Source organism: Arthrobacter sp. FW306-05-C, from assembly GCF_021801725.1.
Lineage (GTDB): Bacteria > Actinomycetota > Actinomycetes > Actinomycetales > Micrococcaceae > Arthrobacter.
Map to the genome: position 1 here is coordinate 2,714,211 of NZ_CP084556.1, position 25,095 is coordinate 2,739,305.

Here is a 25,095-nt window from a genome sequence, read left to right on the forward strand (position 1 = left end):
TGGGTTGCCTGGTGGTCACCACTGCAACCCCCACTGGTCGCCAAGGAACTGCAGCGCGTCGGCAAAACGCTTGGATGAGGTGTCCCAGGAATGGCCGGTGTGTTCCACCACGTGTGCCTGCACCGTAAAGCCGGCATTCTGCGCTGCCGCGGCAAGCGTCTGGAGGTTGGCCACGAACTCCGGATCGTTTTGCCCTGCGGTGAGGTACATGCCGTGGGTCTCGAACCGTTGGTGTTTCATAATCTCCAGTGGAGTCTGACGGGTGAATTCGTCGGGGTTCCCCGGGAACGCCGCGTCGATGGTCTTCTGCCGTTCCTTGGCAATTGCCGGTTCCGCTTCGCTGGAGAAAGCCAGCACGTCGGCGTAAATGTCGGGATGCCTGGTCCCCATTTGCACCGCACACGTGCCGCCGAAAGAGAAACCTCCGATGGCCCAGTGGCTGTGGTTGGTGTCCACCGCCAGGGTGGAACCGATCCATTGTGGAACGTCCTGGGAAAGGTACGTGTCCGCTTTGGCGATCCGGCTGTCCATGCACATGGTGTTGGCGGACTGCGAGCCGTTGGGATCGGGGATGACCACCACCGGAGACACCCCGCCGTGGGCAGCGGCGAAAGAATCCATATGGCCGCGGATGGCGCCGCCGGTAAGCCAGTCGGCAGGGCCGCCAGGCTGGCCCGCGACCAGGACCAGCACCGGCAGGGCGGGGCGGTTGGCTGCGAAGTAGGCGGGCGGAAGGTAAATGTAGGCGTCGCGGGTGTTCATCCCGGACAACGTTCCGGGGATCGCGGACTTGCGCAGGACACCTCCGGCAGGCAACTCCCCCTGCGGCTTCCAGCCCCGCAGGGGCAGGCCGTCGGGTTCCCCGGCATGGCGCATGAGGTCCTGCTCCAGCGCGGGAATGCGGGCCAGGGCCGTACCCAGCAGGTCACTGACGGTCCTGTTCAGGCCAAAGTAGGCGTTGATCTGGATCGCCGAGAGCAGCACCACCAGCAGCGCAGCGAGGATCCCTCCCCCGCGGCCGCTCCAACTCGTCCTGGGCAGCCGGAGCAGGCACAGGAGCAGGGCCGCCACACCCGGCACCAGCCACAGCAGGACGGGGTCGGGCAGGTCCTCGGGGAAGATGGTGAAGATGTTGATGAGCGCCCAGTGGACCGTGCCGACCAGGGCAAATGCGGCTGCTGTGGCCGTGAGGATACGGACCGCCCACGCCCGGACGCGATGGACCGGAACCATGGCGGCGCGCCAAGGCGGCACCAGGAGGTAGGCGGCGCCGCCCATTCCCAATACCAGCACGGTTCCATAGAGTGGACCGTCGGTGAGCCGGATGTCTAAAAGCCAGTCCACGTTGGCTAGCGCCAGGTCCCCACGCCAATGACAGGACCTGCTTCCAGCCAGGATGACAGTCCGGTATAGGCGTCGAACTTCATGGCCAGGTGCAGGTCCTGCCCCTCGTAGCGAAGTTCGACGATCACCACGTCCGGCTGTACCTTCACCGCCTCCGCTTCAGTAGGCTTCCGGCGGCCGAGCAGCTCAAGGGAGCTGCGTTTGAACGTGTACTTGGGGCGGACACTCAACGAGATGAGCTTGAACCATTCAAGGTCGTTGTCCTGATAACGACAAACCCCCATCTGCCAGCTGTTTCCAGCTACGCAAATGGAGGCGTCCACCGTGCCGAGGGCACGCCGCAGGTTGAAGCGGCGCACCCCCGAAAGGCACAGTGCAAAAATAAGCAATCCGAACACGACTGCCAGTGCGATGAACGTAATACCCGGTGCGTCCATCAAGGTCGTGCTAGCGGATCCCAGCGGTAGCCGAGCCGCCCAACTGGGCGTTGTCAGCAACGATCACCACGCGGTTGTTGTCGACGGAGAAGAACCCGCCGTCGACGTCCACCGCAATACGGTCTCCGGACACCGGCTGGATTGCCAGTTCACCCTCGGCCAGGATCGCCAGCAGGGGCGAGTGGCCGGGCAGGATTCCGATTTCACCATCGCTGGTGCGGGCCTTGACCATCTTGGCCGCTCCGGACCACACGAAGTGGTCCGCTGCGACAATCTCAACCTCAAGCTCAGCCATATTACTTGGTCTGTTCCTGGATCTTGGCCCACTGGCGCTCGACGTCATCAAGGCCACCGACGTTGAAGAACGCCTGCTCCGCGATGTGGTCGAGTTCACCGTCGCAGATCGCCGCGAAGCCTTCAACGGTGTCCTTGATGGAGACCGTGGAGCCTTCAACACCGGTGAACTGCTTGGCGGTGTAGGTGTTCTGCGAGAGGAACTGCTGGATGCGGCGTGCACGCGACACGACGATCTTGTCTTCCTCGGAGAGCTCATCGACACCGAGGATGGCGATGATGTCCTGGAGTTCCTTGTTCTTCTGCAGGATCTGCTTAACACGGACGGCCGTGTTGTAGTGGTCCTTGCCGATGTACTGGGGGTCCAGGATTCGGGAGGTGGACGTCAGCGGGTCCACGGCCGGGTACAGACCACGGGAGGCGATTTCACGGGAGAGTTCCGTGGTCGCATCGAGGTGCGCGAAGGTGGTGGCCGGTGCCGGGTCGGTGTAGTCATCCGCGGGAACGTAGATGGCCTGCATCGAGGTGATCGAGTGGCCCTTGGTGGAGGTGATGCGCTCCTGCAGGAGGCCCATCTCATCCGCAAGGTTGGGCTGGTAACCCACGGCCGAAGGCATGCGGCCGAGGAGGGTGGAAACCTCGGAACCTGCCTGGGTGAAGCGGAAGATGTTGTCGATGAAGAGCAGCACGTCCTGGTTCTGCACATCGCGGAAGTACTCCGCCATGGTCAGCGCGGACAGGGCCACGCGCAGGCGCGTTCCCGGCGGCTCATCCATCTGGCCGAACACAAGGGCGGTGTCCTTGAGGACGCCTGCCTCTTCCATTTCAACCCAGAGGTCGTTGCCCTCACGGGTACGCTCGCCAACACCGGCGAATACCGACGTACCACCGAAGTTGCGCGCAACACGGGTGATCATTTCCTGGATCAGCACGGTCTTGCCCACGCCGGCGCCACCGAAGAGGCCGATCTTTCCACCCTTGATGTACGGGGTGAGGAGGTCGATGACCTTGATGCCGGTCTCCAGCATCTCGGTGGAACCTTCGAGCGAAGCGAAGCTGGGAGCCTTGCGGTGGATGGGCCAGCGCTCGGTGATTTCCAACTCTGACTCGGCAACGTCCAGGGGCTGTCCCAGGACGTTGAAGATGTGGCCCTTGACGCCGTCACCGACGGGAACGGAGATGGGGGCACCAGTGTCCACCACGGACGTGCCGCGGACGAGTCCGTCGGTGGCCTGGAGGGAGATGGCGCGAACGAGGTTGTCACCCAGGTGCTGGGAGGTCTCGAACGTGATGGTCTTGGTGACACCGTTGAGGGTGATCTCGGTTGTCAGAGCGTTGTAAATGGACGGGATTGCGTCAGCCGGAAATTCGACGTCGACAACCGGGCCGATTACGCGCGCAATACGGCCGGATGCACCGGACGTTGCGGCTACGTGTTCGGTAGCAGTGGCAGTCATCTCTCTCACTTCATTCAGTAGATGGCGTGGGGTTAAGTGTATCTGTGGTGGTGCAGGTTCCGCGGGAACCGAGGCAGTGGAGGCTAGGACGCGAGGGCGTCGGCACCGGCAACAATCTCGGAGAGTTCCTGCGTGATTTCAGCCTGGCGGGCCGTGTTGCGCAGACGCGTGTACTTCTTGATCAGGTCTGTTGCGTTGTCGCCCGCGGACTTCATCGCCCGCTGGCGCGCGGCGAGCTCGGAGGCTGCTGCCTGCAACATGGCCGCGAAGATACGGGATTCGATGTAGCGCGGCAGGAGGGCGTCAAGGACCCGCTCCGCTTCCGGCTCGAACTCGTACAGCGGCAGAAGGTCAGACTCAGATTCGGCCTGCTCTTCCACGACCTCCAGCGGCAGCAGGCGGATGACCGTCGGCTCCTGGGTGACCATGGACTTGAAGCGGGTGTAAACAACGTGGATCTCCTCCACGCCGCCCTCTTCGAACTCAGTTGCGAATTCCGACAGCAGTGCTTCGCCGATCTCGCGTGCCGTGGCGAACTCAGGCGCATCGGTCCCTCCGGTCCAGACCCGCGCATACTCGCGGTTCCGGAAATCGAAGTAGGCCTGTGCCTTGCGTCCGACGACGTAGGTCTTGACTTCCTTGCCCTCTTCGTGAAGAAGCTCGATGAGACCTTCCGCCTGCTTGAGGACGCTGGCCGAGTAGGAGCCGGCAAGGCCGCGGTCCGAGGTGATTACCAGGACGGCGGCACGGCGGATCTGCTCGGGCTCAGTGGTCAGCGGGTGGTCGATCTCGCTCTGGCTGGCGACAGCAGAAACGGCGCGTGTGATCGCGTTCGCGTAAGGCAGTGAAGCTGCTACACGTGCACGGGCCTTGCCGATGCGCGAGGTAGCGATCAGTTCCATCGCCTTGAAGATCTTGCGCATCGACGTGGTCGAGCTGATCTTCTGGCGGTAGACCCGGATCTGGGCTCCCATACTTATCCTTTCCTAGCGTTCCGTGAACCGGGTGTGCCGGACCCGTGGGCCCGGCACACTCGGCCAGTGGAACTAGCGCTTCTGCCTGACGATTTTTTCCTGGTCAACCTGGGCCTCGTCGATGGGGGCATGCTCTTCATGCCCGGCACCGACCAGCAGGTTGTCGCCCTCGCCGAAGAAGCCCTTCTTGAAGTCCACAATCGAGGACTTCAAGGCTGCAACGGTGTCATCGTCCAGCACGTTGGTCTGGGCCAGCGTGGTGAGGATCGAGGACTTGTGGCGCAGGTGCTCAAGGAACTCAGACTCGAAGCGGCTGATGTCCTCGACCGGAACGTCGTCCAGGTAGCCGTTGGTACCGGCCCAGATGGAGACGACCTGGTCCTCGACCGGGAACGGCGAGTACTGGCCCTGCTTGAGCAGTTCCATCAGGCGGGCACCACGGGTCAGCTGCTGTCGGGACGCTGCATCCAGGTCGGATGCGAACATCGCGAACGCCTGCATGTCGCGGTACTGGGCCAGGTCCAGCTTCAAGGTACCGGAGACCTTCTTCATGGACTTCACCTGAGCGGCACCGCCAACGCGGGACACCGAGACACCCACGTCAACAGCGGGGCGCTGGTTGGCGTTGAAGAGGTCGGACTGCAGGAAGATCTGGCCGTCCGTGATGGAGATGACGTTGGTCGGGATGTAGGCGGACACGTCGTTCGCCTTGGTCTCGATCAGCGGCAGTCCGGTCATGGAGCCGGCGCCGAGCTCGTCGGAGAGCTTGGCACAACGCTCCAGCAGGCGGGAGTGCAGGTAGAAGACGTCGCCCGGGTAAGCCTCGCGTCCCGGCGGGCGGCGCAGCAGCAGCGACACGGCGCGGTAGGCTTCGGCCTGCTTGGACAGGTCATCGAACACGATGAGGACGTGCTTGCCGCCGTACATCCAGTGCTGGCCGATGGCCGAGCCGGCGTACGGTGCCAGGTACTTGAAGCCAGCGGGGTCAGAGGCGGGAGAAGCCACGATGGTGGTGTACTCCAATGCGCCGTTGTCCTCGAGGGTCTGGCGGATGGCGGCGATGGTGGACGCCTTCTGGCCGATGGCAACGTAGATGCAGCGGACCTGCTTGGTCACGTCACCGGAGGCCCAGTTGGCCTTCTGGTTGATGATGGTGTCGATGGCAATGGCGGACTTGCCGGTCTGGCGGTCGCCAATGATCAGCTGGCGCTGGCCGCGGCCGATCGGGATCATCGCGTCAATGGCCTTGAGGCCGGTCTGCATCGGCTCGTGGACCGACTTGCGCTGGGTTACGCCCGGGGCCTGAAGCTCCAGTGCGCGGGTGGTCTCGGCCTTGATCTCGCCGAGGTCGTCGATGGGCACGCCCAGCGGGTCGACAACGCGGCCAAGGAAGGCATCGCCCACGGGCACGGACAGAACCTGCCCGGTCCGGTGGACTTCCTGGCCTTCTTCGATGCCGGTGAAGTCGCCGAGGATGATGACGCCGATTTCGCGGACGTCAAGGTTCTGGGCCAGGCCCAGGGTGCCGTCCTCAAAGCGCAGCAGCTCGTTCGCCATGACCGAGGGAAGACCCTCAACACGGGCGATGCCGTCACTAGCGGTGGTTACGCGGCCGACCTCTACGCGCTCTGCGTTCCCGGGTTCGTAGGACGCCGCGAACTCGTTCAGCGCATTACGGACGTCGTCGGCGTTGATGGTCAATTCGGCCATCTGCAGTCCCTGCTCTCCTGTTTGTGATCACCGCAAGCGGTGACCGGGGTTTCTATCAGTTGTATTGTGCTTGTCCGGCTAGCCGGCCAGCTGGCGCTGCAGCTCACCCAGCTTGGTGAGGACCGAAGCGTCAAGCACTTCGTCACCAACCTGGACGCGGATGCCGCCAATGAGTGCCGGGTCAACATTGAGGTTGACCTTCAGTTCCCGCCCGTACATGGCATTCAGGCCAGCCTGCAAGCGGGCAAGCTGTGTCTGCGTCAAAGGACGGGTTACGCTGACCGTTGCAATCCAGCGCTGCTGCCGCTTGGCTGCCAATTCAGCGAACCGCTGCACCAACCGGGTGGGCTTGATACCGCGGGGCTGGGTCACAGCCTGGGCAATGAGGACTTTCGCTTCCTCACTGGCACCTGGCACAAGCTTCTCCGCGAGTGCAACCTTGGCTGCACTGCTGGCCTGTGGTTCGGACAGAGCACGTTGTACCTCGTGGCTGGAGGCAACAGCCTGGTTGAAGGAGAACAGGTCGTTCTCCAGCTCTTCCAGGCCAGTGATTCCGGAGGCAGAAACGGCCGACTTGTTTTCAGCAACGGAAATGACCACCGTTGCGGCAAGAGTCTCGAGTGCATCGCCGATATCACGTGCGTTGGCCCAGCGTAGGCTGGCCAGTCCGCCTGCGATGTCTGCAGCATCAGCGGAGACTTTTCCGCCAACCAGCTGCTTGACCAGCGCCGACTTTTCGTCACCGTTGCGGGACGGGTCAGTCAGGGCGCGGCGCAAGCCAGCCGAGCTGTCCACCATTCCCAGAATTCCGAAGAGTTCCTTTGCCAGCTGCAGCGACGCAGTCGGAAGCTTTGCTTCCAACTCTGCCAGCGCTGTTGCCAGCGATTCGCTCGATACGCCTGCCATTACTTTGCTGCACCTGCGTTCTGGGACTCCAGATCTGCCAGGAAGCGGTCCACTACCCGCGCTGCGCGTGCGTCGTCGTCGAGGGACTCGCCCACGATGCGGCCGGCAAGGGTGGTGGCCAGGGTGCCAACCTCAGAGCGCAGGGACACAACGGCCGCCTGGCGCTCGGATTCGATCTGCGCGTGAGCCTGTGCCGTGATGCGGGCAGACTCTGCTGCCGCCTTCTCCTTGAGATCCGCGAGGATCTGGGCACCTTCGGCGCGGGCTTCCTCACGGATGCGGTTGGCTTCGGTGCGGGCGTCGGTCAGCTGCTGCTTGTACTCTTCGAGTGCAGCAGACGCCTCAGCCTGGGCCTTTTCAGCCTTGGCGATGCCGCCTTCAATGGCCTCGGCACGCTCTGCAAAGGTCTTCTCGAACATCGGGACAACATACTTGACCACGATGAAGAAGAGGATGGCAAAGCCCACGAAGACAACCAGCATTTCCCAGGCATTGGGAACAAGGGGGTTGACGTCGCCTTCAGCGGCGGCTGAGATGATCAGCTGATGCATATTTCACCCGTCCTTATCTACTCGGTTCTGAATGTTCGCTGAGGTTCTGAAGGTTTACTTGAGAACGAAAGCGAAGACCAGGCCCAGGATGGCGAGTGCTTCGGTCAGCGCCAGGCCAAGGAATGCGATCGGCTGCAGGACGCGCTGGGCTTCCGGCTGGCGTGCGACGCCGTTGATGTAGGCAGCGAACACGAGACCCACACCGATACCACCGCCGATAGCCGAGAGGCCATAGCCGATGAGGTTGAGGGAGCCGTTGATGGAGCCTTCCATTTTTTTTCCTTTCAAGATGCCGCTTTGTGCGGCAGGTTGTTTGGGTTGCTTCATCCCCGCGAGGGGAAGACTGTGGTGTGCCGGCGGAGCATGGCTCCCCCGGCGGGGTGCCTAGTGGCTGTCGGCGTGCAGCGCGCCTTCGATGTAAATCGCGGTCAGCAGCGTGAAGACGTAGGCCTGCAGGACCATGATCAGGGCCTCGAGCATGTACATGGCGATGGCACCGGCGAGGACCAGGACCGAGGTGCCCTTCAGCAGGACGTTCTCCTGCATGATCAGGTACTCGATGCCGGAGCCGGCGATCATCACGATGAGGTGGCCTGCGAGCATCGTGGCGAACAGACGGAGGCTGTGGGTGACCGGCCGGACGACGAAGTTGGAGATGATCTCAATGGGGATGACGATCGGCAGGATGTACCACGGTACCCCCGAGGGGACGGTGGCCAGCTTGAAGTAGCGCAGGCCGTTCTTCTTGACGCCGATGGCGATCCAGGTGATGTAGACCAGGCCGGCGAGCACGTACGCTCCACCCACGTGCGAGAACGTGGGGAGCTGGAACACCGGGATGGCACCGTAGATGTTGTTGACCAGGATGAAGAAAAACAGGCTGAAGAGCAGCGGGACGTACTTGATGAAGTCCCTGCCGCCGATGATGTCCTTGGCAATGCCGTTGCGGACGAAGCCGTAGGCGGCCTCGCCGGCGAACTGGAGCTTGCCGGGTACCAGCTGCTGCTTGCGTGCGGCCAGCACGAAGAAGACGGCGATAAAGACGACAGAGAGGAGGACCAGCAGCATCTGCTTGGAGAATCCTTCTGCGGCACCCCACGGCAGGATTGCCGGCAAATGCATTTCGTTAATACCAGGAGGAGTGAACTCTCCTGAATCTTGGGCCGGGAGCGCAAGCGCGATCAACGCGTTTCCTCTCTGCAGTGTCCATCATTGGGCGTTGGGCGGGGTCCGGCAGCCTGACAGCCTGCTGTTCCCCCTGTGAAATTATTTGGCATTATCTTCTCCGTCCTGGGACGGTGCGCTGGAAGCATGGCGCTCATCAGCATTTTTGCGGGAACTGGTGAGGCCGTGCATGTGGGAAAGGTAGAAACCTCCGACGGCTCCAAGCAGAGCGCCTGCGAGCACGATCCAGCGCGTTCCCCACAGATAATCCAGTCCCCACCCTATCAAACTCCAGACGATGATTCCGCCAATGATGTAGCTGAATACAGCCATTCCAGCGTTGTAGCCGCCATCGTTGGAAGCGTCGGAAGCAGCGGGCGCGGAGCTGTTGGATCCACGTTTGCCGTGGGCAGCGCCCGCGGACTTCTTCGGGTCACTCATCGGTTGCTCCGCTGTCTTCTGGATCGTTGTAGATCTGGAGGCGGGCGCGGCTGAAGCCATGGATCTCTGCAGCCTGCCAAAGGACGACGGCAACCACCGCGCCGATGATGAACCATCGGCCGTGGAGCCATTCCGGAGCACCGATGGCAAACAGGACCACGGCAAAGCCCACTACCTTGATGAAGTAGGTGGCGACGAACATGCCGATCGCCCCCGACGGGTTGCGGCGTCCCACGAAATGCCCCACCAGCAGGCTGATGCCAAAGAACAGCATCACCAGCAGGCCACCGAGGACGCTCGACACGGCGCCGGTGAACCCGTTCAGGAGGGCGGCCGGGATGGCACACAGCACAAGTCCCGCCGCCGCGGCGATGGAACTGCGCTTGAGCAGGTTCAGCCACAGTGAAGGCGTGGGACCGGAGGCGCCAACGGGACCATTGCCGGAGGCAGGTCCGGACTCGGCGTTGGAGGTCATTCGATCCCAATCGTCGGCACCACATGGCAAAACGCCAGGAGGCAGGGGGTGGAGTGGCAGCTTGGGCTGCCCCTAAATTCTACACGAGATAGAAATAATTCAGAACCGGCGTTACGCCCTGGTTTCCCCGTTTCCCCGCGCCAGGTAGGGCCACGCGGTGACCAGTCCCATGACCAGCGTGGCAAAGATGTCGACCGCAAGCACGATCTGCCAGGGGAAGATTGCGAACGCCAGGCCACCGAAGGAGAGCACTGCCGTCCACAGGTACATCAGGATCACGGCGGTGCGGTGGGAGTAGCCGATGTCCAGGAGCTTGTGGTGCAGGTGGCCGCGGTCCGCCGACCACGGGGAACGTCCACGGGCCGTCCGGCGCACCACGGCCAGTCCCAGGTCCAGCAGCGGAAGGAACAGGACGGCGAACGGAAGCAGGATGGGGATCACCGTCGAGATGCCGTTCGCGCGGTCGTAGAGGCCCGAGGAGATCTGCCCCGTGGACACCACACCGGCCGAAGCCATGAGCAGTCCGATCAGCATGGCGCCGGAATCACCCATGAAGATCTTCGACGGAAACCAGTTGTGCGGCAGGAATCCCAGGCAGCCGCCTACCAGCACGGCCGTGATGAGGGTCGCCAGATCCGAGTAGTCCAGCAGCACCGCATTACGGTGCACCCAGTAGGCGGTGAAGAAGAAAGCCGTGCCGCCGATAATGGCCACCCCGGCGGCGAGGCCGTCCAGTCCGTCGATGAAGTTGAAGGCATTCATGGTGGTGACGATCAGCCCCGCTGTCAGCACCACCCGGAGCGTTTCGTTTTGCAGGTAGATGGGCTCTGGAATCCAGGGGATGATGGTCATTCGGACCCCCAAGAGGGCCACTGTCAGGCCGGCTGCGCTTTGCCCGATCAGCTTGACCCACCACCGGATGTCCAGCAGGTCGTCCGCCACGCCCACCAGGACGATAACGGCTGCGCCGGCCAGGACCCCCCAGGGTGAGAAATTGTTCCGGTAGATGTCTTTGACGAAGAAAGACTGGCTGGCCACGACCAGCGCCACCATGATCCCCAGGAAGATCGCAACACCGCCCAGCCTGGAAACGGGGATGGAGTGCATGTCCCGGCTGCGGATGGGAAGGTGCAGCTCGAGCCTGTGGCCCACCACCCGGGCGCCCCACGTGGCAGCGTAGGACACGATGGCAGCCGTCAGCCCCATAAGCAGGTACATGATCATGGGGCAGGCACCGTCTGGGGAGTAATGGTGTCGAAGCCGTTCAGCTGTGCCGGCAGCCGGTCCGTGGTGGAAGGGCTCATTGGCCGGGAATCTGTTCTTCGATAAATGAAACTTCTCCGTCGCCGAGCGCGCAGCAGGCAGTGCGCCAGACTTACGCGCAGCGCCTTACAGGGCTGTATTACAGTGGACTCTAGTCAAAGATACTAGTGCCACCGGCACCATGGCTCCGCGCCACACGGGCGCACAACAGGTGGGGAACTCCCTGGCAGCCATGCGGAAAGGACCCCCATGACCCCCCGCATTGCGGTTGCCGCCGTGACTTTCGACCGGCCCAAGGAACTGTCCGTCCTGCTGGAGTCGATCAACGCCCAGAGCCGCCACGTGGACACCATTTGCCTGGTGGACAGCGGCACCACCCCGGCTGCGGAGGTGGCGGCGGCGCACCCCAACGTTGACTATGTCCGCTCCGAAGCCAACCTGGGCGGCGCCGGCGGGTTCGCGCTGGCTGCGCTCAAGGCGGTGGCCAGCGGCGCGCGCTGGGTCTGGATGATGGACGACGACGCCGAGCCGGCCGATCCGGAATGCCTCGCCACGCTGCTTCGTGAGGCTGAGGCCCGCGACCTGGAAGCGGTGGTCCCCTTGGTGATAGCGCCCGGAAATCCCGACCGGCTGTCCTTTTTCTTCCGCCTTGACGGCAAAGTCACGCACGACCGCGCGGAGGTTGAAAAGCGCGGCTTTCTGCCCGACGACGGGCACTTCTTCAACGGCGCGCTGATCCGGTCAGACGTGTTCTTCAAAGTCGGCCTGCCCGACATGCGCCTGTTCATCCGCGGCGACGAGGTGGATTTCACCATCCGGCTCCGCAAGGCGGGGGTACGGTTCGGCACGGTGACCACCACCGCCATTACGCACCCGCATGCCTTCTCGGAAACCCAGCATGTCTACGGTGCCCGCTGGCACGTAATCGTTCCAGACTCCGCCTTCAAGCGCTTCTATTACTACCGGAACCGGGGCTACCTCATCCGCCGGTACTTCCGGGTGCGATCGTTCGTGGCCGACGTCGGCGGTTACCTGGGCTACTTCCTGCAGCGTCGCGACCTGCGGGGCTTCCTGGGTTGGGCGCGTTCGTTCAGCACCGGCCTTCGCGGCAAGGGCTTCGCTCCGCTGGAGGACCAGAAGTTCTAGGCCCTGCCCCGGTTTTTCATCCGCCTGGCAACCAGCAGCCACAGCAGGACCCACGGCTCCCCCAGCACGCGATAGGCAACACGGCGGGGATGCAGGAGCAGGCGCCATGCCCACTCAAGTCCCATCCTGCCCAGCCAGCGCGGAGCAAGTTTCTGCACACCGGCCAACTGTTCGATGGCGCCGCCCACGGCACAGTAGACGGCAGGTGGCACGTCGCGCAGCCGCCGCTGCAGGACTTCCTCCTGGAGTGGCATGCCGAGTCCGAGCAGGACCAACTGGGGCTGCTCATGGTGCAGCCACGCCACAACCTCGTCCTCAAGGGCAGGTCCCCAGCCCTCCCCCGGGAAGCCGGCGACATGGGCGCTGGGAACGATGTCCTTCAACCTGCTGACGGCGCCCGCGTTCGCTTCCGCGCCTGCGCCGATCACGGCAATCCGCTCCAGGCCGCGCACCTCGTGGAGGGCAGGCAGCCAGTCGGTGGAACCCAGCCGGTAATCCATCACTGGGCCCTCGGCGTTACCGGTCCTCCCCCACAGCCACAGCACCGGGGCGCCGTCCAGGAGCACCACGTCGCTTTCTTCATATAAGCGGCGGAAGCCGTCATCGGACAAGGTGAGCGTGACGCTGTGCAGGTTATGGCCCAGGACGGTTCGGGTTGATCCGTCTTCGATGAACCGGTTGAGCTCCTCGACCAGCTCGGAAACGCGCAGGGGTGTCGCGTGGACGTCCAGGACGGGGATCTGCTGGCGGTCCAGGGCCATCAAGGCTGCTGGTTCCCGGCCGGCGTGGTCGGTTCTGCGTCAGTAGCCGTCACCGCGGAGGAGCCGGACACCGCAGGTGCGTGACCGGCGTCGTCCGTTGCATCCCCTGAGGCCTGCTGCTCCGGTGCGGGTTCCGCTTCAGCCATCGGGATCTCGCCCAGGCCAAGGACGCCCGGGACGTGCTCCCGCAACTGGTCCAGGCTCACGGCGCCGGTGCGCACCACGCGCAGGACGGGCCCTGTGGCGTCAACGATGGTTGAGGGTACGCCGGCCTCACCTTCCAGCGGGCGGGCGCCGCCTTCAAGGTACACCTCCACCGAGTCTGCAAGCTGTTCGCGCGCCGCTGCGGCCGTCTGGGCGGGGGCCTGGCCGGTGCGGTTGGCGGAGGAAACGGCAAGCGGACCGGTCAGGGTCAGCAGTTCCAGGGCAACGTCGTCGGCGGGCATCCGCAGCGCCACGGTGCCCTTGGTTTCGCCAAGATCCCAGTCCAGGGACGGCTGCGCATGCAGGATGAGGGTCAGGCCGCCGGGCCAGAAGGCCTCGGCGAGCTTCCGGGCGTCCGCCGACACCTCGGTGGCCAGGCCGTCCAGGGCGTTGATGCGCGGAATCAGGACGGGCGGCGGCATGGTGCGGCTGCGTCCCTTCGATACCAGCAGCATCGTGACGGCCTGCGGTGAGAATGCGTCCGCGCCGATGCCGTAAACCGTGTCCGTGGGGAGCACGACGCACTTCTTTTCGCTGATGGCACGCTCCGCGTGTTCCAGGCCCCGGGCCCGCTCGTCGTCAATGGTGCAGTCATAAGTTGTGGTCACTGGCCCATTCTTTCATTCCGTGTGGACTGGTCCGCGAGCACGGCACTGGTGGCGCGCTCCTTGCCGTTCAGGTCCAGGTGCGTGGTGATGGCTGTCCAGGTTCCGCTCCTGGCAAGCATGGCGGCAATCCAGCCCGCCTGGACTTCGGCGTGTTCCATGACGAAGTACCCCCCGGGCCGCAGCAGCCGGGCAGCGGAGGCCGCGGCCGCCGTCGGCAGTTCCATGCCGTCCGCTCCCCCGCCGTACAGTGCCTCGGGAGGATCGTGCAGGGCTACTTCGGGTTCGTTGGGGATGGCTTCGGCGGGGATGTACGGGGGGTTGGAAACAACGACGTCGGCAGTTCCGTCAAGTTCGGCGAAAGCGTCGCGCAGGTCCCCCAGGATGAGGTTCACGCCCAGCGGCGCCAGGTTCTTAGCTGCCCAGGCGTGCGCGAAGGGGCTGTATTCGACGGCGTGGACCTCTGCGCCGGGTACCTCGTGGGCAATGGAGCCGGCGATGGCACCGGAGCCGGTCCCCAGGTCCACGATCCGGGGATGCGGCATGCCCTTGACGCGGTCGATGGCCAGCTGGACAACGGACTCCGTCTCGGGTCGCGGAATGAACACCCCGGGCCCCACTGCCAGTTCCAGGTAGCGGAAATGCGCAACCCCGGTGATGTGCTGCAGCGGGATGCGGCGGGCACGTTCGGCCACGAGTTCGGCATAGCCTTCCGGTGCGGGGGTGTCACCCAGCATCAAAGAGCGGAGTCGCCCCAGCCCTACGTTAAGGAGGTGGTCAGCCAGGAGTTCAGCGTCGGCCCGGGGGCTCGGCACACCGGCTTCCGCCAGGAGCGCAGCGGCCTCCCGGACCGCCGCGGCCAGGGTCTGGGACGGCGCCGCTGAGGTGGGCTCGATCATGGCGTAGTTCCGGTCAGTCGCCGATGGCGTCCAGGCGGGCCTGCTCGTCCATCTCGATGGCGGACTGGATGACCGGTTCCAGGTCGCCGTTCATGACCTGGTCCAGGTTGTACGCCTTGTAGCCGGTGCGGTGGTCCGCGATCCGGTTTTCAGGGTAGTTGTAGGTGCGGATGCGCTCCGAGCGGTCCATGGTGCGGATCTGCGACTTGCGCTGGGCCGAGTTTTCGGCGTCGATCTGCTCCTGCTGATGTGCCAGGATGCGTGCCCGCAGGACGCGCATGCCCGCTTCGCGGTTCTGCAGCTGCGACTTCTCGTTCTGCATGGCCACCACGATGCCGGTGGGAAGGTGCGTGATTCGGACGGCGGAGTCGGTGGTGTTCACGGACTGCCCGCCCGGACCCGAGGACCGGTACACGTCGATCTTGAGGTCGTTCTGGTTGATCTCGAGTTCTTCGGGCTCGTCCACTTCGGGCAGGACCAGCACGCCGGCGGCGGACGTGTGGATGCGGCCCTGGGATTCGGTGACGGGCACGCGCTGCACGCGGTGCACGCCGCCTTCGAACTTGAGCCGCGCGTAAACGCCTTCGGCGGGATCGTTGGAGTTGCCCTTGACGGCCACCTGGACGTCCTTGTACCCGCCAAGGTCGGACTCGGTGGCGGAGATGATTTCGGTCTTCCAGCCGCGGGATTCCGCGTACCGGGTGTACATGCGCAGCAGGTCGCCGGCGAACAGGGCAGCCTCGTCGCCGCCTTCGCCGCCCTTGACCTCAAGGATCACGTTGCGGGCGTCGTCCGGATTGCGCGGAATGAGCAGGCGGCGAAGCTTGGCCGCAGCAGTCTCCAGCGCGGCCTCGAGTTCAGGCACCTCGGCAGCGAACTCGGGATCCTCGGCAGCCATCTCCTTGGCAGCGGCAAGATCATCCCGGAGGCCCTCCCACTTGTGGTACGCCTCAACAATGCCATTGAGCTGAGCCGACCGCCGCCCAAGCTTCCGGGCCAGCCGCTGGTCAGCATAAACAGCAGGATCCCCGAGCTGCGCCTGAATGGCATCATGCTCATCAAGCAGGCCCTGTACGGACTCAAACATCTATAAACCTCTTTCGACTTGTACAAGTCTAATGACGCGCCCAGCGGCAGGTGACGTGCGCCGTCGTCGCATATTTTTGCCGGCCGGGGAGTGGCATCGGGCCTGTCGGAGCGTTGCGGCTGACGTACGCAGTATGTCAGCCGCAACGCGAAGGGGCGGGGCCGGCAAAAATATGCGACGGCCCCACCCCTGCTTCAGCTACTTGTCGTTATCCGACTTCGCACCAAGCGTCGTCTTCTGTACCTGCATGAGGAACTCGACGTTGCTCTGGGTTTCCCGGATCTTGTTGGTGAGCAGTTCAAGGCTCTGCTGGGTCTCGAGTCCGGAGAGGACGCGGCGCAGCTTCCACATGATCTTGACTTCTTCGGGCGACAGCAGGTTTTCCTCGCGGCGGGTGCCGGAGGCGTTGACGTCGACTGCGGGGAAGATGCGCTTGTCGGCCAGTTGGCGGGACAGGCGCAGTTCCATGTTGCCGGTGCCCTTGAACTCTTCGAAGATGACCTCGTCCATCTTGGAACCGGTCTCGACGAGCGCGGTGGCCAGGATGGTGAGTGAGCCGCCGTTTTCGATGTTGCGGGCGGCGCCGAAGAAGCGCTTGGGCGGGTAGAGCGCTGCGGAGTCCACACCACCGGACAGGATGCGGCCGGAGGCCGGTGCTGCCAGGTTGTAGGCACGGCCCAGTCGGGTCATGGAGTCGAGGAGGACCACCACGTCCATGCCCATTTCCACGAGGCGCTTGGCGCGTTCGATGGAGAGTTCAGCCACGGTGGTGTGGTCGTCGGCGGGACGGTCGAAGGTGGAGGCAATGACCTCACCCTTGACGGTGCGCTGCATGTCCGTGACTTCTTCGGGGCGTTCGTCAACCAGCACCATCATGAGGTGGACCTCAGGGTTGTTGGTGGTGATCGCGTTGGCGATGGACTGCAGGATGAGCGTCTTGCCTGCCTTGGGCGGGGAGACGATCAGGCCGCGCTGGCCTTTGCCGATTGGTGCCACGAGGTCGATGACGCGGGGGCCGATCTTTTTGGGGTCGGTCTCCAGGCGCAGGCGCTCGGACGGGTACAGGGGAACGAGCTTGGCGAACTCGACGCGGTCCTTCAGCTCTTCCGGCGTCTTGCCGTTGACGGAGGTGACGCGAACCAGAGCGTTGAACTTCTGGCGGTTGGACTGCTGGCTGCGGTCCTCGCCTTCCCGCGGTGCACGGATGGCGCCGACTACGGCGTCGCCCTTGCGCAGGTTGTACTTCTTGACCTGCGCCAAAGAGACGTAGACGTCGTTGGGGCCGGGCAGGTAGCCGGAGGTGCGGATGAACGCGTAGTTCTCCAGGACGTCCAGGATGCCGGCAACCGGCAGCAGGACGTCGTCTTCGGTGACTTCGACGTCGTCCACGTCCGGGCCTTGGTTGCGGCCGCGGCGGCGGTCGTTGCGGTCCCGGAAGCGGTCATTGCGCGAGTTGTCCCGGTCCTGGCCGCCGGAGCGGTCGTTCCGGTCACGGCGGTTGCGGCGGTTGCGGCGGTTTCCGCCGTCCGAATCGTCGCCGTCGCGGTTGTCGCGGTTATCCCGGCCACCTTCACGCTGGCCTGCCTCGCGGCTGCCCTGGTTGTCGCGGCCGCCGTCGGCATCGCGGTCACGGCCACGGGTGCGGCCGCCTTCACGGCGTTCGGTGCGCTGGCCGGCGTCGCCCGCTTCAGTTGCGGGGGCTTCGGTACGCTGCTCGCCGGAACGCTGTTCAGCGGCCGGCTGCTCTGCCGGGGTTTCCACCGGGGCTTCCTGGACGGAGGCGGCAGGGGCTTCGCTGCGGCGGCGGTTGCGGGTGCGCGGCTGGCGGCGCTCTGCAGCACCTTCCGTGGCCTCGGGTGCTTCCGCAGGAGCGGCCGACGGCGCTTCGACAGTTGCGGGGGCGGGCGCGGCTGCGGTCTCCACGACGGGAGCTTCGGCTGCGGGGGCAACCACGCCGTCACTGACTGCGCGGCGGCTGCGGCCACGCCCACGGGCACGGGTGCCTTCCGCTGCAGGAGCTTCTGCGGCAGGGGCGTCCACCGCGGAAGCCGGTGCGGTCGAAGCCGGAGCCACGGTGCTTTCCGGAGCCTTTTCCGCCGACTTTGCGGGGGCCTTGGCGGTGAGGGTCCCGGCGCGATGGGCGGAGATGGCCGAGACCAGGTCCCCCTTGCGCATGCGGGATCCGCCGGAGATACCGAGCTGGCTGGCAAGGGCCTGCAGCTGGGCGAGCTTCAGGCCGGCGAGGCCGCTGCTCTTGGCGGGTGCAGCCGTTGGTTCGGCAGCAGAAGTTGTGTGTTCCACAGCTGGTGACAGCTCAGTGGTTTCGGTCACGAAGGATCCTTCCCCCTCGACGGCGTCCAGACTGGGAGCTGGACGCGATGATTTGATCTGGGCTGCAGTTCAGATCTGCAGCCGGGATTGTTCGGCCTTGCCGGTTGGATTTCGGCCAGCAGGGCCGGATACTGATTCACCTTGCGCTGCGCCCATGGCACAACGCCGGACTGACGGTTCAGGGGCAGTTGGATGCTGCAGATTCCTGCGACAGACCAAGCAGGCGGCACCGGAATACATTCACAGTCGTAGATCAAATAGCAACTGAATGCAGGAGCAGATCAGATAGGCGGAATTACCGCCGGTGCAAGTCCACCTTAGCACCTTCGACGTCCACTGCGAGCTTCAGCACACGCCAGCCAATGTCCGGCGTGTTCTCTGCCGTAAAGGCCTGGATGAAAGCCAGTGCGTCAGCTGCCTGCAGCTCACCGTTGGCCAGGACCAGGACGGTGGGTCCAGCCCCGGACACTACGGCCGCGTACCCGGCCCGGCGCAGCGCGCCGATCAGGGCCGCGCTGGGCCGCATGGACTCGGCGCGGTAGCTCTGGTGCAGGTAATCCTCCGTGCCCGGCAACAGGAATTCAGGCTTTTGCGTCAGCGCATGGATCAACAGCGCCGCGCGGCCGGAATTCATCGCCGCGGCATGGTGTCCCACCGATGCCGGCAGCAGTGCGCGGGCCGCTTCGGTGGAGAGTTCGAAGTCCGGGACTGCCACGATGGGGATGACGGTTCCGGCAACGGTGGCGCTGGTACTGCTGTACTGCTCACTGTCCTGCCATGACAGCGCCAAACCGCCGAAAATGGCGGGTGCCACGTTGTCCGGGTGACCCTCCAGTTCGCTGGTGAGCTGGAGGATCCACTCCTTTCCACGCTGGCTTTCGGCCGGAACCATGGCGTTGGCGGCCGACACCGCAGCCACCACGGCGGACGCGGAGGAGCCCAGCCCACGGCCGTGCGGGTTGACGTTTTGGGCGGTCACCTTCAGCCCGCCGTGACGGTAACCCAAGCGCTCGAAGGCTGCATCCATGGCGCGTATCACCAGGTGGCTGGCGTCCTGCGGCAGGGTGTCGGCACCCTCGCCGCTGAGCTCGAACACGAGTTCGTCCGTATCCAGGCTTTCCACGGTGAGGGTGTCGTGCAGGGCCAGGGCGAGCCCCAGGCTGTCGTAGCCGGGCCCAAGGTTGGCCGTGGTGGCGGGTACGCGGACAGTGACGCACTGGCCCGGCTCAATCAGTTGCAGTCCAACAGCGGCCTGCGAGGTGGTGTCCAAGGCTATTTTTCTTCCAGTCCCAGCTCGGCGGCGACGGTAACCACGTCGTTCGGGACCTTGACCGGCTGGACGTCGCTGCCGTCCTCGGTGCGCAGGGCCCACTGGGGGTCCTTGAGTCCGTGGCCGGTGACGGTGATGACGATCTTCTTTCCGCTGGGAACTTCGCCGGCGGCGTGCTTCTTCAGCAGGCCTGCCACGCCTGCGGCGGAGCCGGGCTCCACGAAGACACCTTCCTTGGCTGACAGCCACCGGTGGGCGTTCAGGATCTCTTCATCGGTGACGGCGTCGATGAGTCCGCCGGATTCGTCACGGGCGCCCACGGCCCCGTCCCAGGAGGCGGGGTTTCCGATGCGGATGGCCGTGGCGATCGTGTCGGGTTCGGTGATGGGGTGGCCTGCAACGAAGGGGGCTGCCCCGGCGGCCTGGAAGCCCCACATGGCAGGGGTCTTGGTGGACACTGCGGGCAGGGTGCCGGCGGTCTCGGATTCGAAGGGAGCGGAGTACTCCTTGTAGCCCTTCCAGTACGCAGTGATGTTGCCGGCGTTGCCCACGGGCAGGACGTGGATGTCCGGTGCGTCGCCCAGGGCGTCGACCACTTCGAAGGCGCCGGTCTTCTGGCCCTGAATGCGGGCGGGGTTGACGGAGTTCACCAGGAAAACAGGGTAGGACTCCCCCAGCTTGCGGGCGATGTCCAGGCAGTTGTCGAAGTTGCCGTCCACCTGGAGCAGGGTGGCGCCGTGCGCGATGGCCTGGCTGAGCTTGCCCATGGAGATCTTGCCTTCAGGAACCAGCACGGCGCACTTGAGGCCGGCGGCGGTTGCGTAGGCAGCCGCGGAGGCGGAAGTGTTTCCGGTGGAAGCGCAGACGACAGCCTTGGCCCCCGACGCGACTGCCGCCGTCATGGCCATGGTCATGCCGCGGTCCTTGAACGAGCCGGTGGGGTTCATGCCCTCCACCTTGAGGTAGACCTCGGAACCGGTGAGTTCGGAGAGCTTCTGCGCATGCACCAGCGGGGTGCCGCCCTCGCCCAGGGTGATGACCCTGGTGGATTCCGTCACGGGCAGACGGTCAGCGTATTCGCGGATGACTCCGCGCCATTGGTGAGCCATTTAGACTCCTTCTACCCGCAGAACGGATGTAACTGAGTTGATGACGTCCAGGCCCTTCACGGCCTCGACGGTGGCCGCAAGGGCAGCCTCTGACGCGCGGTGGGTGACGATCCGCAGTTCGGCCGATTCCACGTTGGACCCGGCGTCGCGGTGGATGGTTTGCCGCATGATTTCGATGGAGACGCCGTGCTCGGCGAACAACTGGGCGATCCTGGCCAGGACGCCGGGCTGGTCGGCGACGTCGAGCCCGATGTAGTAGCTGGTGGTGGCAGCATCGATGGGCAGCGCCGGAACATGGCCGGTGGTGGTTTCGGTGCGTCCGGGACCACCAAGGACCAGGCGGCGGGCTGCTGACACAAGATCGCCCAGGACGGCCGACGCGGTGGGGGTTCCGCCGGCGCCCTGGCCGTAGAACATCAGCTCGCCCGCGTTCTCGGCTTCAATGAACACCGCGTTGAACGCACCGCGGACGGCGGCCAGGGGATGTTCGCGTGGCAGGAGGGTGGGGTGGACGCGGACGGAGACGCCTTCGTTGCCGTCGGCTCCGGCCAACTTCTCCGCGATGGCCAGCAGCTTGATGACGAAGCCTGCATCCTTTGCGGCGGCAATGTCCGAGGCGCTGACGGACGTGATGCCCTCGCAGTAGACGTCGTCCAGGGAGAAACGGGTATGGAAGGAAAGCGAGGCCAGGATGGCAGCCTTCGCGGCAGCGTCGTGGCCTTCGACGTCGGCAGTGGGATCGGCTTCCGCGTAGCCAAGCCGCTGGGCTTCTGCGAGGGCGTCCGCAAACTGCGCACCGGTGCTGTCCATCTGGTCAAGGATGAAGTTGGTGGTGCCGTTGACGATGCCCAGGACCCGGGTGATGCGGTCGCCGGACAGGCTGTCGCGGATGGGGCGGAGGATGGGAATGGCTCCGGCCACCGCGGCTTCGTAGGACAGCTGGACACCCGCCTTGTCGGCCTCTTCGTAGAGGGTGGGGCCGTCCTGTGCCAGGAGTGCCTTGTTGCCGGTGACCACGCAGGCGCCGTTGCGCAGTGCGGAAAGGATCAGCGTGCGCGCCGGTTCGATGCCGCCCATGAGTTCGATGACCAGGTCAGCGTCCTTGACCAGGGTGTCGGCGTCGGTAGTGAAGAGTTCCTGGGGCAGGTCCACGTCGCGGGGGGCATTGACGTTGCGCACGGCAATGCCGCTGAGCTGCAGGCGGGCGCCGGTACGTGCGGCAAGGGCGTCCGCGTCCTCAATGAGGATCCGCGCAACCTGGGCCCCAACGTTGCCACAGCCCAGCAGGGCCACTTTCAGCGTTCGCATTTCCGTCATTCAGGCTCCCATGTCGCGGCTCAGCAAATCTTCTTCGGTTTCCCCGCGGACAATCAGCCGGGCAGATCCGTCGCGCACCGCGACAACGCCCGGCCGGGCCAGATAGTTGTAGTTGCTCGAGAGGGCCCAGCAGTAGGCGCCGGTTCCCGGGACAGCGAGCAGATCACCGGCTGCCACGTCCTCGGGCAGATATACATCTCTAACAACTATGTCGCCGCTCTCGCAATGTTTGCCCACCACGCGGGACAGTTGCGGGGCCGCGCCGGACGTGCGGGAGGCCAGGACGGCCGAATAATCCGCGTCATAGAGCACCGGCCGGGCGTTGTCGCTCATGCCCCCGTCCACCGAAACATAGCGGCGCGGATACGTAACGTTGTTGCCCGCGTCACCGTCGCCGGACGCCGCGGGAGCGTCCACGCGGACGGTCTTCAGGGTGCCCACTTCATACAGGGTGAACGTGGTGCTGCCCACGATGGCGCGTCCGGGCTCGATGGAGATGCGGGGTGCGTCGATGCCAAGCTCAGCGCAGGTGGAACGCACGACGGCGGCCATTGCGTTCGCGATCTCCGCTGCGGGGCGAGGCGTATCCACCGGCGTGTAGGCGATTCCGTAGCCGCCCCCGAGGTCCAGTTCCGGCATGATGATGGAGTATTTTTCCTGCATGGCGGCCAGGAAGCGCAGGAGCTTCTGCGCGGCCAGGGCGAAACCGTCCGGTTCGAAGATCTGCGAGCCGATGTGGCAGTGCAGGCCCAGCAGTTCGATGGCGGGGTGCGCAGCTGCCGCCGCCACTGCCTCCTCGGCAGCGGAGACGCCGGCCTGGTCAGTGGTGTCGGCGGCCATGGACAGGCCGAACTTTTGGTCCTCGTGGGCCGTGGCAATGAATTCGTGGGTGTGCGCATGGACGCCCGGCGTGAGCCGGAGCATGACTTTGGCCACTTCCCCCCGGCGTTCGGCGATGGCGCCCACCCTGACCAGTTCGCTGAGGCTGTCCACCACGATCCGGCCGAGCTTCATGTCCAGCGCACGGTGGATCTCGCCGTCGGATTTGTTGTTGCCGTGCAGGGCAACGTCGGCACCAGGAATCCCGGCCTTCGCCGCGACGGCGAGCTCACCGCCGGAGGCGGTGTCCAGCCGCAGTCCCTCTTCTTCGACCCACCGCACCACGGCGGTGCACAGGAACGATTTGCCGGCATAGTAGACGTCCACTCCGCCGCAGATGTCCGCGAACGCATCGTTGAATGCATCGCTGAAGGCCCGGGCCCGGGCCCGGAAATCGTTCTCGCTCATAACGAACAGCGGGGTGCCGTACTTCCGCTGGAGGTCGCTCACGGGAACGCCGTCCAGGGTGAGTTCACCGGCCTCGTTCCGGCCGGCATCCTTGGCCCACATCTTTGGCTCCAGGACATTCAGGTCGGCCGGGACCGAAAGCCATTCGGGGGCCAGCGGAGATGCAGGGTTGGTGTCCTGTGCAGGCATGGGAATCACATCCGTTCCGGCGCGGAGACGCCAAGCAAGTCAAGGCCGTTGGCCAGTACCTGGCTGGTGGCGTCGTTGAGCCAGAGCCTGGTGCGGTTCAGGTCGGTGACGGGTTCTTCACCCATGGGGGCAATCCGGCATGCGTCGTACCAGCGGTGGTACGCGCCGGCGATGGCCTCGAGGTGCCGTGCCACCCGGTGCGGTTCGCGCAGCTCCGCGGCCTTGGCCACAATCGACGGGTAGCTGCCCAGGTAGGACAGCAGCTCGTTTTCGGTTGCGTGGTCCAGGAGGGAAGCGTCGAAGCTGTCCTTGCCGTCCACAGTGCGCTCCACGCCTGCGTCAACGGCATTGCGCGCAGCGCCGCGCGAACGTGCGTGGGCGTACTGGACGTAGAACACAGGGTTCTCATTGCTGTGTTTCTTCAGCAGGTCCGGGTCCAGGGTCAAGGGCGAATCCGCCGGGAAACGCGCCAGCGAATAGCGGACGGCGTCCTTGCCCAGCCAGTCAATCAGGTCCTTGAGCTCGATGATGTTGCCGGCACGCTTGGACAGCTTTGCTCCGTTGACCGACACCAGCTGGCCGATCAGCACCTCGATGTTCACCTCGGGATCGTCGCCTGCAGCGGCCGCAATGGCCTTGAGCCGGTTGATGTAGCCGTGGTGGTCGGCACCCAGGAGGTAGATCTTCTCCGTGAAGCCGCGGTCCTTCTTGGACAGGTAGTAGGCGGCGTCGGCGGCGAAGTAGGTGGGCTCGCCGTTGGCGCGGATCATCACGCGGTCCTTGTCATCGCCAAAGTCCGTGGTCCGCAGCCAGACCGCCCCGCCGTCGTCGAACACGTGGCCCTGTTCGCGCAGGCGCGCCACGGCACTTTCGATGGCGCCGGCGTCGTGCAGTTCCTGCTCGGAAAAGAAGACGTCGAACGCGACGCCGAAGTCTGCCAGCGTGGCCTTGATGTCCTTCATCTGTGCTTCGTAGGCGGCGGCGCGGATCACCGGCAGGGCGGCAACTTCGGTGAGTTCCCGGATGTCCGGATGCGCCGAAAGTACCTCATGTCCCAGATCGGCGATGTACTGGCCGGGGTAGCCGCCGTCCGGCACGGGAAGGCCATGCAGCCGGGAGTACACGGAGTTGGCGAAGGTGTTCATCTGCGAGCCGGCGTCGTTGATGTAGTACTCGGCCGTAACATCGGCGCCGGAAGCGCGCAGCACACGCGCGATGGAGTCGCCCAGCGCGGCCCAGCGGGTGTGCCCGATGTGCAACGGACCGGTGGGGTTGGCAGAGACGAACTCCATGTTGACCGTGTGCCCCGCGAGCGCTGTGTTGGTTCCGTAGTCCGGGCCGGCCTCGACGATGGCCTTCGCCAGGGCACCGGCGGCTGCGGCGTCCACGGTGATGTTCAGGAAGCCCGGGCCCGCGATGTCAACGGCGGAAACACCGTCGATGGCCTTGAGCCGGCTGCTGAGGATGGAGGCGAACTCGCGCGGGTTGGTGCCCGCCTGCTTGGCGAGCTGGAGGGCAATGTTGGTGGCCCAGTCACCGTGCTCCCGGTTCTTGGGTCGCTCCACGCGCACGTCAGCCGGAATGGCTGATACAGCAAGGGCAATATCGCCGGCGGCGACGGCGTCCTTGAGGCAGGCGGATATGGCGAGGGAAAGTTCTTCGGGAGTCACCCCTCTAGCCTACCGGGGGCCAGTGACAGCAAAGAATTTGGCGGCCGTGACTGCGCCCGGCGTCACGGAAAGGAGTGAACCCCGCCATACGTGAACCATTCGCATGCATCCGGCGTTGACTAGAGCATAGCCACTGCCGCACGGCATCGGTGATCCGGTACCGCCCCGAAAGTGAATCGAGAGCCTTCATGAGACCCTCCATCC

The 25,095-nt window shown here is 64.8% G+C and carries 24 protein-coding genes; 1 reads left to right on the plus strand and 23 read right to left on the minus strand.

Annotated features, from left to right (window positions below; all coding sequences use genetic code 11):
• Nucleotides 1-15: 15 nt before the first annotated feature.
• The 13 genes from LFT44_RS12560 to LFT44_RS12620 all read right to left on the minus strand — a co-directional run bounded on the left by LFT44_RS12560 (nt 16) and on the right by LFT44_RS12620 (nt 10,977).
• The gene (locus tag LFT44_RS12560; RefSeq protein ID WP_236798763.1) at nt 16-1,344 is read right to left on the minus strand and encodes an alpha/beta hydrolase; all 1,329 of its coding nucleotides are present in this window, start codon (nt 1,342-1,344) and stop codon (nt 16-18) included.
• A 5-nt stretch (nt 1,345-1,349) separates the two neighbouring features.
• A complete protein-coding gene (locus tag LFT44_RS12565) occupies nt 1,350-1,781 on the minus strand; it encodes a DUF2550 domain-containing protein (protein ID WP_236798765.1) in 432 nt (143 codons plus the stop codon).
• 10 nt (nt 1,782-1,791) lie between these two features.
• Nucleotides 1,792-2,076 (minus strand): F0F1 ATP synthase subunit epsilon, encoded by a 285-nt coding sequence (locus tag LFT44_RS12570; protein WP_018760117.1) that lies wholly within the window; start codon nt 2,074-2,076, stop codon nt 1,792-1,794.
• A gap of 1 nt (nt 2,077) precedes the next feature.
• A complete protein-coding gene (gene atpD / locus LFT44_RS12575; RefSeq protein ID WP_236798766.1) occupies nt 2,078-3,532 on the minus strand; it encodes a F0F1 ATP synthase subunit beta in 1,455 nt (484 codons plus the stop codon).
• An 83-nt stretch (nt 3,533-3,615) separates the two neighbouring features.
• Nucleotides 3,616-4,506, minus strand: a complete 891-nt coding sequence (locus LFT44_RS12580) for a F0F1 ATP synthase subunit gamma (protein ID WP_236798768.1) — start codon at nt 4,504-4,506, stop codon at nt 3,616-3,618.
• A gap of 72 nt (nt 4,507-4,578) precedes the next feature.
• Nucleotides 4,579-6,216 carry a F0F1 ATP synthase subunit alpha gene (atpA, locus tag LFT44_RS12585; protein WP_018768403.1) on the minus strand — a complete coding sequence of 546 codons (1,638 nt, stop codon included), beginning with the start codon at nt 6,214-6,216 and terminating at the stop codon, nt 4,579-4,581.
• Between the two features lie 78 nt (nt 6,217-6,294).
• On the minus strand, nt 6,295-7,122 hold the full coding sequence (locus LFT44_RS12590; RefSeq protein ID WP_236798769.1) for a F0F1 ATP synthase subunit delta: 828 nt from the start codon (nt 7,120-7,122) through the stop codon (nt 6,295-6,297).
• The gene (locus tag LFT44_RS12595; RefSeq protein ID WP_142133430.1) at nt 7,122-7,673 is read right to left on the minus strand and encodes a F0F1 ATP synthase subunit B; all 552 of its coding nucleotides are present in this window, start codon (nt 7,671-7,673) and stop codon (nt 7,122-7,124) included. The genes LFT44_RS12590 and LFT44_RS12595 overlap by 1 nt, the downstream gene beginning before the upstream one ends.
• A 54-nt stretch (nt 7,674-7,727) precedes the next feature.
• The gene (gene atpE, locus LFT44_RS12600; protein ID WP_003804776.1) at nt 7,728-7,946 is read right to left on the minus strand and encodes an ATP synthase F0 subunit C; all 219 of its coding nucleotides are present in this window, start codon (nt 7,944-7,946) and stop codon (nt 7,728-7,730) included.
• 111 nt (nt 7,947-8,057) lie between these two features.
• Nucleotides 8,058-8,858 (minus strand): F0F1 ATP synthase subunit A, encoded by an 801-nt coding sequence (atpB, locus tag LFT44_RS12605; RefSeq protein ID WP_236798771.1) that lies wholly within the window; start codon nt 8,856-8,858, stop codon nt 8,058-8,060.
• Between the two features lie 81 nt (nt 8,859-8,939).
• Entirely contained in the window at nt 8,940-9,278 is a 339-nt protein-coding gene (locus LFT44_RS12610) for an AtpZ/AtpI family protein (RefSeq protein ID WP_236798772.1), read from the minus strand.
• On the minus strand, nt 9,271-9,753 hold the full coding sequence (locus tag LFT44_RS12615) for a hypothetical protein (RefSeq protein WP_236798774.1): 483 nt from the start codon (nt 9,751-9,753) through the stop codon (nt 9,271-9,273). Before LFT44_RS12615 ends, LFT44_RS12610 begins: the two co-directional genes overlap by 8 nt.
• Nucleotides 9,754-9,864: 111 nt before the next feature.
• A complete protein-coding gene (locus LFT44_RS12620; RefSeq protein WP_236798776.1) occupies nt 9,865-10,977 on the minus strand; it encodes an MraY family glycosyltransferase in 1,113 nt (370 codons plus the stop codon).
• A gap of 288 nt (nt 10,978-11,265) precedes the next feature.
• Here LFT44_RS12620 and LFT44_RS12625 point away from each other — a divergent pair, with 288 nt between their 5' ends.
• Nucleotides 11,266-12,162: a glycosyltransferase gene (locus LFT44_RS12625; protein ID WP_236798778.1), complete on the plus strand. Its 897-nt coding sequence runs from the start codon at nt 11,266-11,268 to the stop codon at nt 12,160-12,162.
• Here LFT44_RS12625 and LFT44_RS12630 read toward each other — a convergent pair.
• From LFT44_RS12630 to argS, 10 genes are all read right to left on the minus strand, one after another.
• Nucleotides 12,159-12,923, minus strand: coding sequence for a WecB/TagA/CpsF family glycosyltransferase (locus tag LFT44_RS12630; protein ID WP_236798779.1), 765 nt, complete (start codon nt 12,921-12,923; stop codon nt 12,159-12,161). The two genes, LFT44_RS12625 and LFT44_RS12630, sit on opposite strands and share 4 nt — an antisense overlap.
• Nucleotides 12,923-13,735, minus strand: a complete 813-nt coding sequence (locus LFT44_RS12635) for an L-threonylcarbamoyladenylate synthase (RefSeq protein ID WP_236798782.1) — start codon at nt 13,733-13,735, stop codon at nt 12,923-12,925. The genes LFT44_RS12630 and LFT44_RS12635 overlap by 1 nt, the downstream gene beginning before the upstream one ends.
• Nucleotides 13,732-14,631: a peptide chain release factor N(5)-glutamine methyltransferase gene (gene prmC / locus LFT44_RS12640; RefSeq protein ID WP_236798784.1), complete on the minus strand. Its 900-nt coding sequence runs from the start codon at nt 14,629-14,631 to the stop codon at nt 13,732-13,734. The genes LFT44_RS12635 and prmC overlap by 4 nt, the downstream gene beginning before the upstream one ends.
• Nucleotides 14,632-14,644: 13 nt before the next feature.
• Nucleotides 14,645-15,718 (minus strand): peptide chain release factor 1, encoded by a 1,074-nt coding sequence (gene prfA / locus LFT44_RS12645; RefSeq protein WP_236798786.1) that lies wholly within the window; start codon nt 15,716-15,718, stop codon nt 14,645-14,647.
• A 198-nt stretch (nt 15,719-15,916) separates the two neighbouring features.
• Complete coding sequence (gene rho / locus LFT44_RS12650; protein WP_236798788.1) at nt 15,917-18,049, minus strand: transcription termination factor Rho; 2,133 nt, start codon at nt 18,047-18,049, stop codon at nt 15,917-15,919.
• 295 nt (nt 18,050-18,344) lie between these two features.
• The gene (thrB, locus tag LFT44_RS12655; protein ID WP_236798790.1) at nt 18,345-19,319 is read right to left on the minus strand and encodes a homoserine kinase; all 975 of its coding nucleotides are present in this window, start codon (nt 19,317-19,319) and stop codon (nt 18,345-18,347) included.
• Between the two features lie 2 nt (nt 19,320-19,321).
• On the minus strand, nt 19,322-20,428 hold the full coding sequence (gene thrC / locus LFT44_RS12660) for a threonine synthase (protein WP_236798792.1): 1,107 nt from the start codon (nt 20,426-20,428) through the stop codon (nt 19,322-19,324).
• Nucleotides 20,429-21,745, minus strand: a complete 1,317-nt coding sequence (locus LFT44_RS12665) for a homoserine dehydrogenase (RefSeq protein WP_236798795.1) — start codon at nt 21,743-21,745, stop codon at nt 20,429-20,431.
• Nucleotides 21,746-23,221: a diaminopimelate decarboxylase gene (lysA, locus tag LFT44_RS12670; protein ID WP_236798797.1), complete on the minus strand. Its 1,476-nt coding sequence runs from the start codon at nt 23,219-23,221 to the stop codon at nt 21,746-21,748.
• 5 nt (nt 23,222-23,226) lie between these two features.
• Entirely contained in the window at nt 23,227-24,891 is a 1,665-nt protein-coding gene (gene argS / locus LFT44_RS12675; protein ID WP_236798798.1) for an arginine--tRNA ligase, read from the minus strand.
• Nucleotides 24,892-25,095 lie beyond the last annotated feature (204 nt).

Excerpts from the sequence above, each read along its gene's own strand:
- LFT44_RS12625 (WP_236798778.1), top strand. The coding sequence starts at position 11,266 with ATGACCCCCCGCATTGCGGTTGCCGCCGTGACTTTCGACCGGCCCAAG.
- LFT44_RS12565 (WP_236798765.1), bottom strand. The coding sequence starts at position 1,781 with ATGGACGCACCGGGTATTACGTTCATCGCACTGGCAGTCGTGTTCGGA.
- atpA (WP_018768403.1), bottom strand. The coding sequence starts at position 6,216 with ATGGCCGAATTGACCATCAACGCCGACGACGTCCGTAATGCGCTGAAC.
- LFT44_RS12570 (WP_018760117.1), bottom strand. The coding sequence starts at position 2,076 with ATGGCTGAGCTTGAGGTTGAGATTGTCGCAGCGGACCACTTCGTGTGG.
- LFT44_RS12620 (WP_236798776.1), bottom strand. The coding sequence starts at position 10,977 with ATGATCATGTACCTGCTTATGGGGCTGACGGCTGCCATCGTGTCCTAC.
- LFT44_RS12665 (WP_236798795.1), bottom strand. The coding sequence starts at position 21,745 with ATGACGGAAATGCGAACGCTGAAAGTGGCCCTGCTGGGCTGTGGCAAC.
- prfA (WP_236798786.1), bottom strand. The coding sequence starts at position 15,718 with ATGTTTGAGTCCGTACAGGGCCTGCTTGATGAGCATGATGCCATTCAG.
- atpE (WP_003804776.1), bottom strand. The coding sequence starts at position 7,946 with ATGGAAGGCTCCATCAACGGCTCCCTCAACCTCATCGGCTATGGCCTC.
- prmC (WP_236798784.1), bottom strand. The coding sequence starts at position 14,631 with ATGATCGAGCCCACCTCAGCGGCGCCGTCCCAGACCCTGGCCGCGGCG.
- LFT44_RS12580 (WP_236798768.1), bottom strand. The coding sequence starts at position 4,506 with ATGGGAGCCCAGATCCGGGTCTACCGCCAGAAGATCAGCTCGACCACG.
- LFT44_RS12630 (WP_236798779.1), bottom strand. The coding sequence starts at position 12,923 with ATGGCCCTGGACCGCCAGCAGATCCCCGTCCTGGACGTCCACGCGACA.
- LFT44_RS12610 (WP_236798772.1), bottom strand. The coding sequence starts at position 9,278 with ATGAGTGACCCGAAGAAGTCCGCGGGCGCTGCCCACGGCAAACGTGGA.
- LFT44_RS12590 (WP_236798769.1), bottom strand. The coding sequence starts at position 7,122 with ATGGCAGGCGTATCGAGCGAATCGCTGGCAACAGCGCTGGCAGAGTTG.
- lysA (WP_236798797.1), bottom strand. The coding sequence starts at position 23,221 with ATGCCTGCACAGGACACCAACCCTGCATCTCCGCTGGCCCCCGAATGG.
- LFT44_RS12615 (WP_236798774.1), bottom strand. The coding sequence starts at position 9,753 with ATGACCTCCAACGCCGAGTCCGGACCTGCCTCCGGCAATGGTCCCGTT.
- atpD (WP_236798766.1), bottom strand. The coding sequence starts at position 3,532 with ATGACTGCCACTGCTACCGAACACGTAGCCGCAACGTCCGGTGCATCC.
- thrC (WP_236798792.1), bottom strand. The coding sequence starts at position 20,428 with ATGGCTCACCAATGGCGCGGAGTCATCCGCGAATACGCTGACCGTCTG.
- LFT44_RS12595 (WP_142133430.1), bottom strand. The coding sequence starts at position 7,673 with ATGCATCAGCTGATCATCTCAGCCGCCGCTGAAGGCGACGTCAACCCC.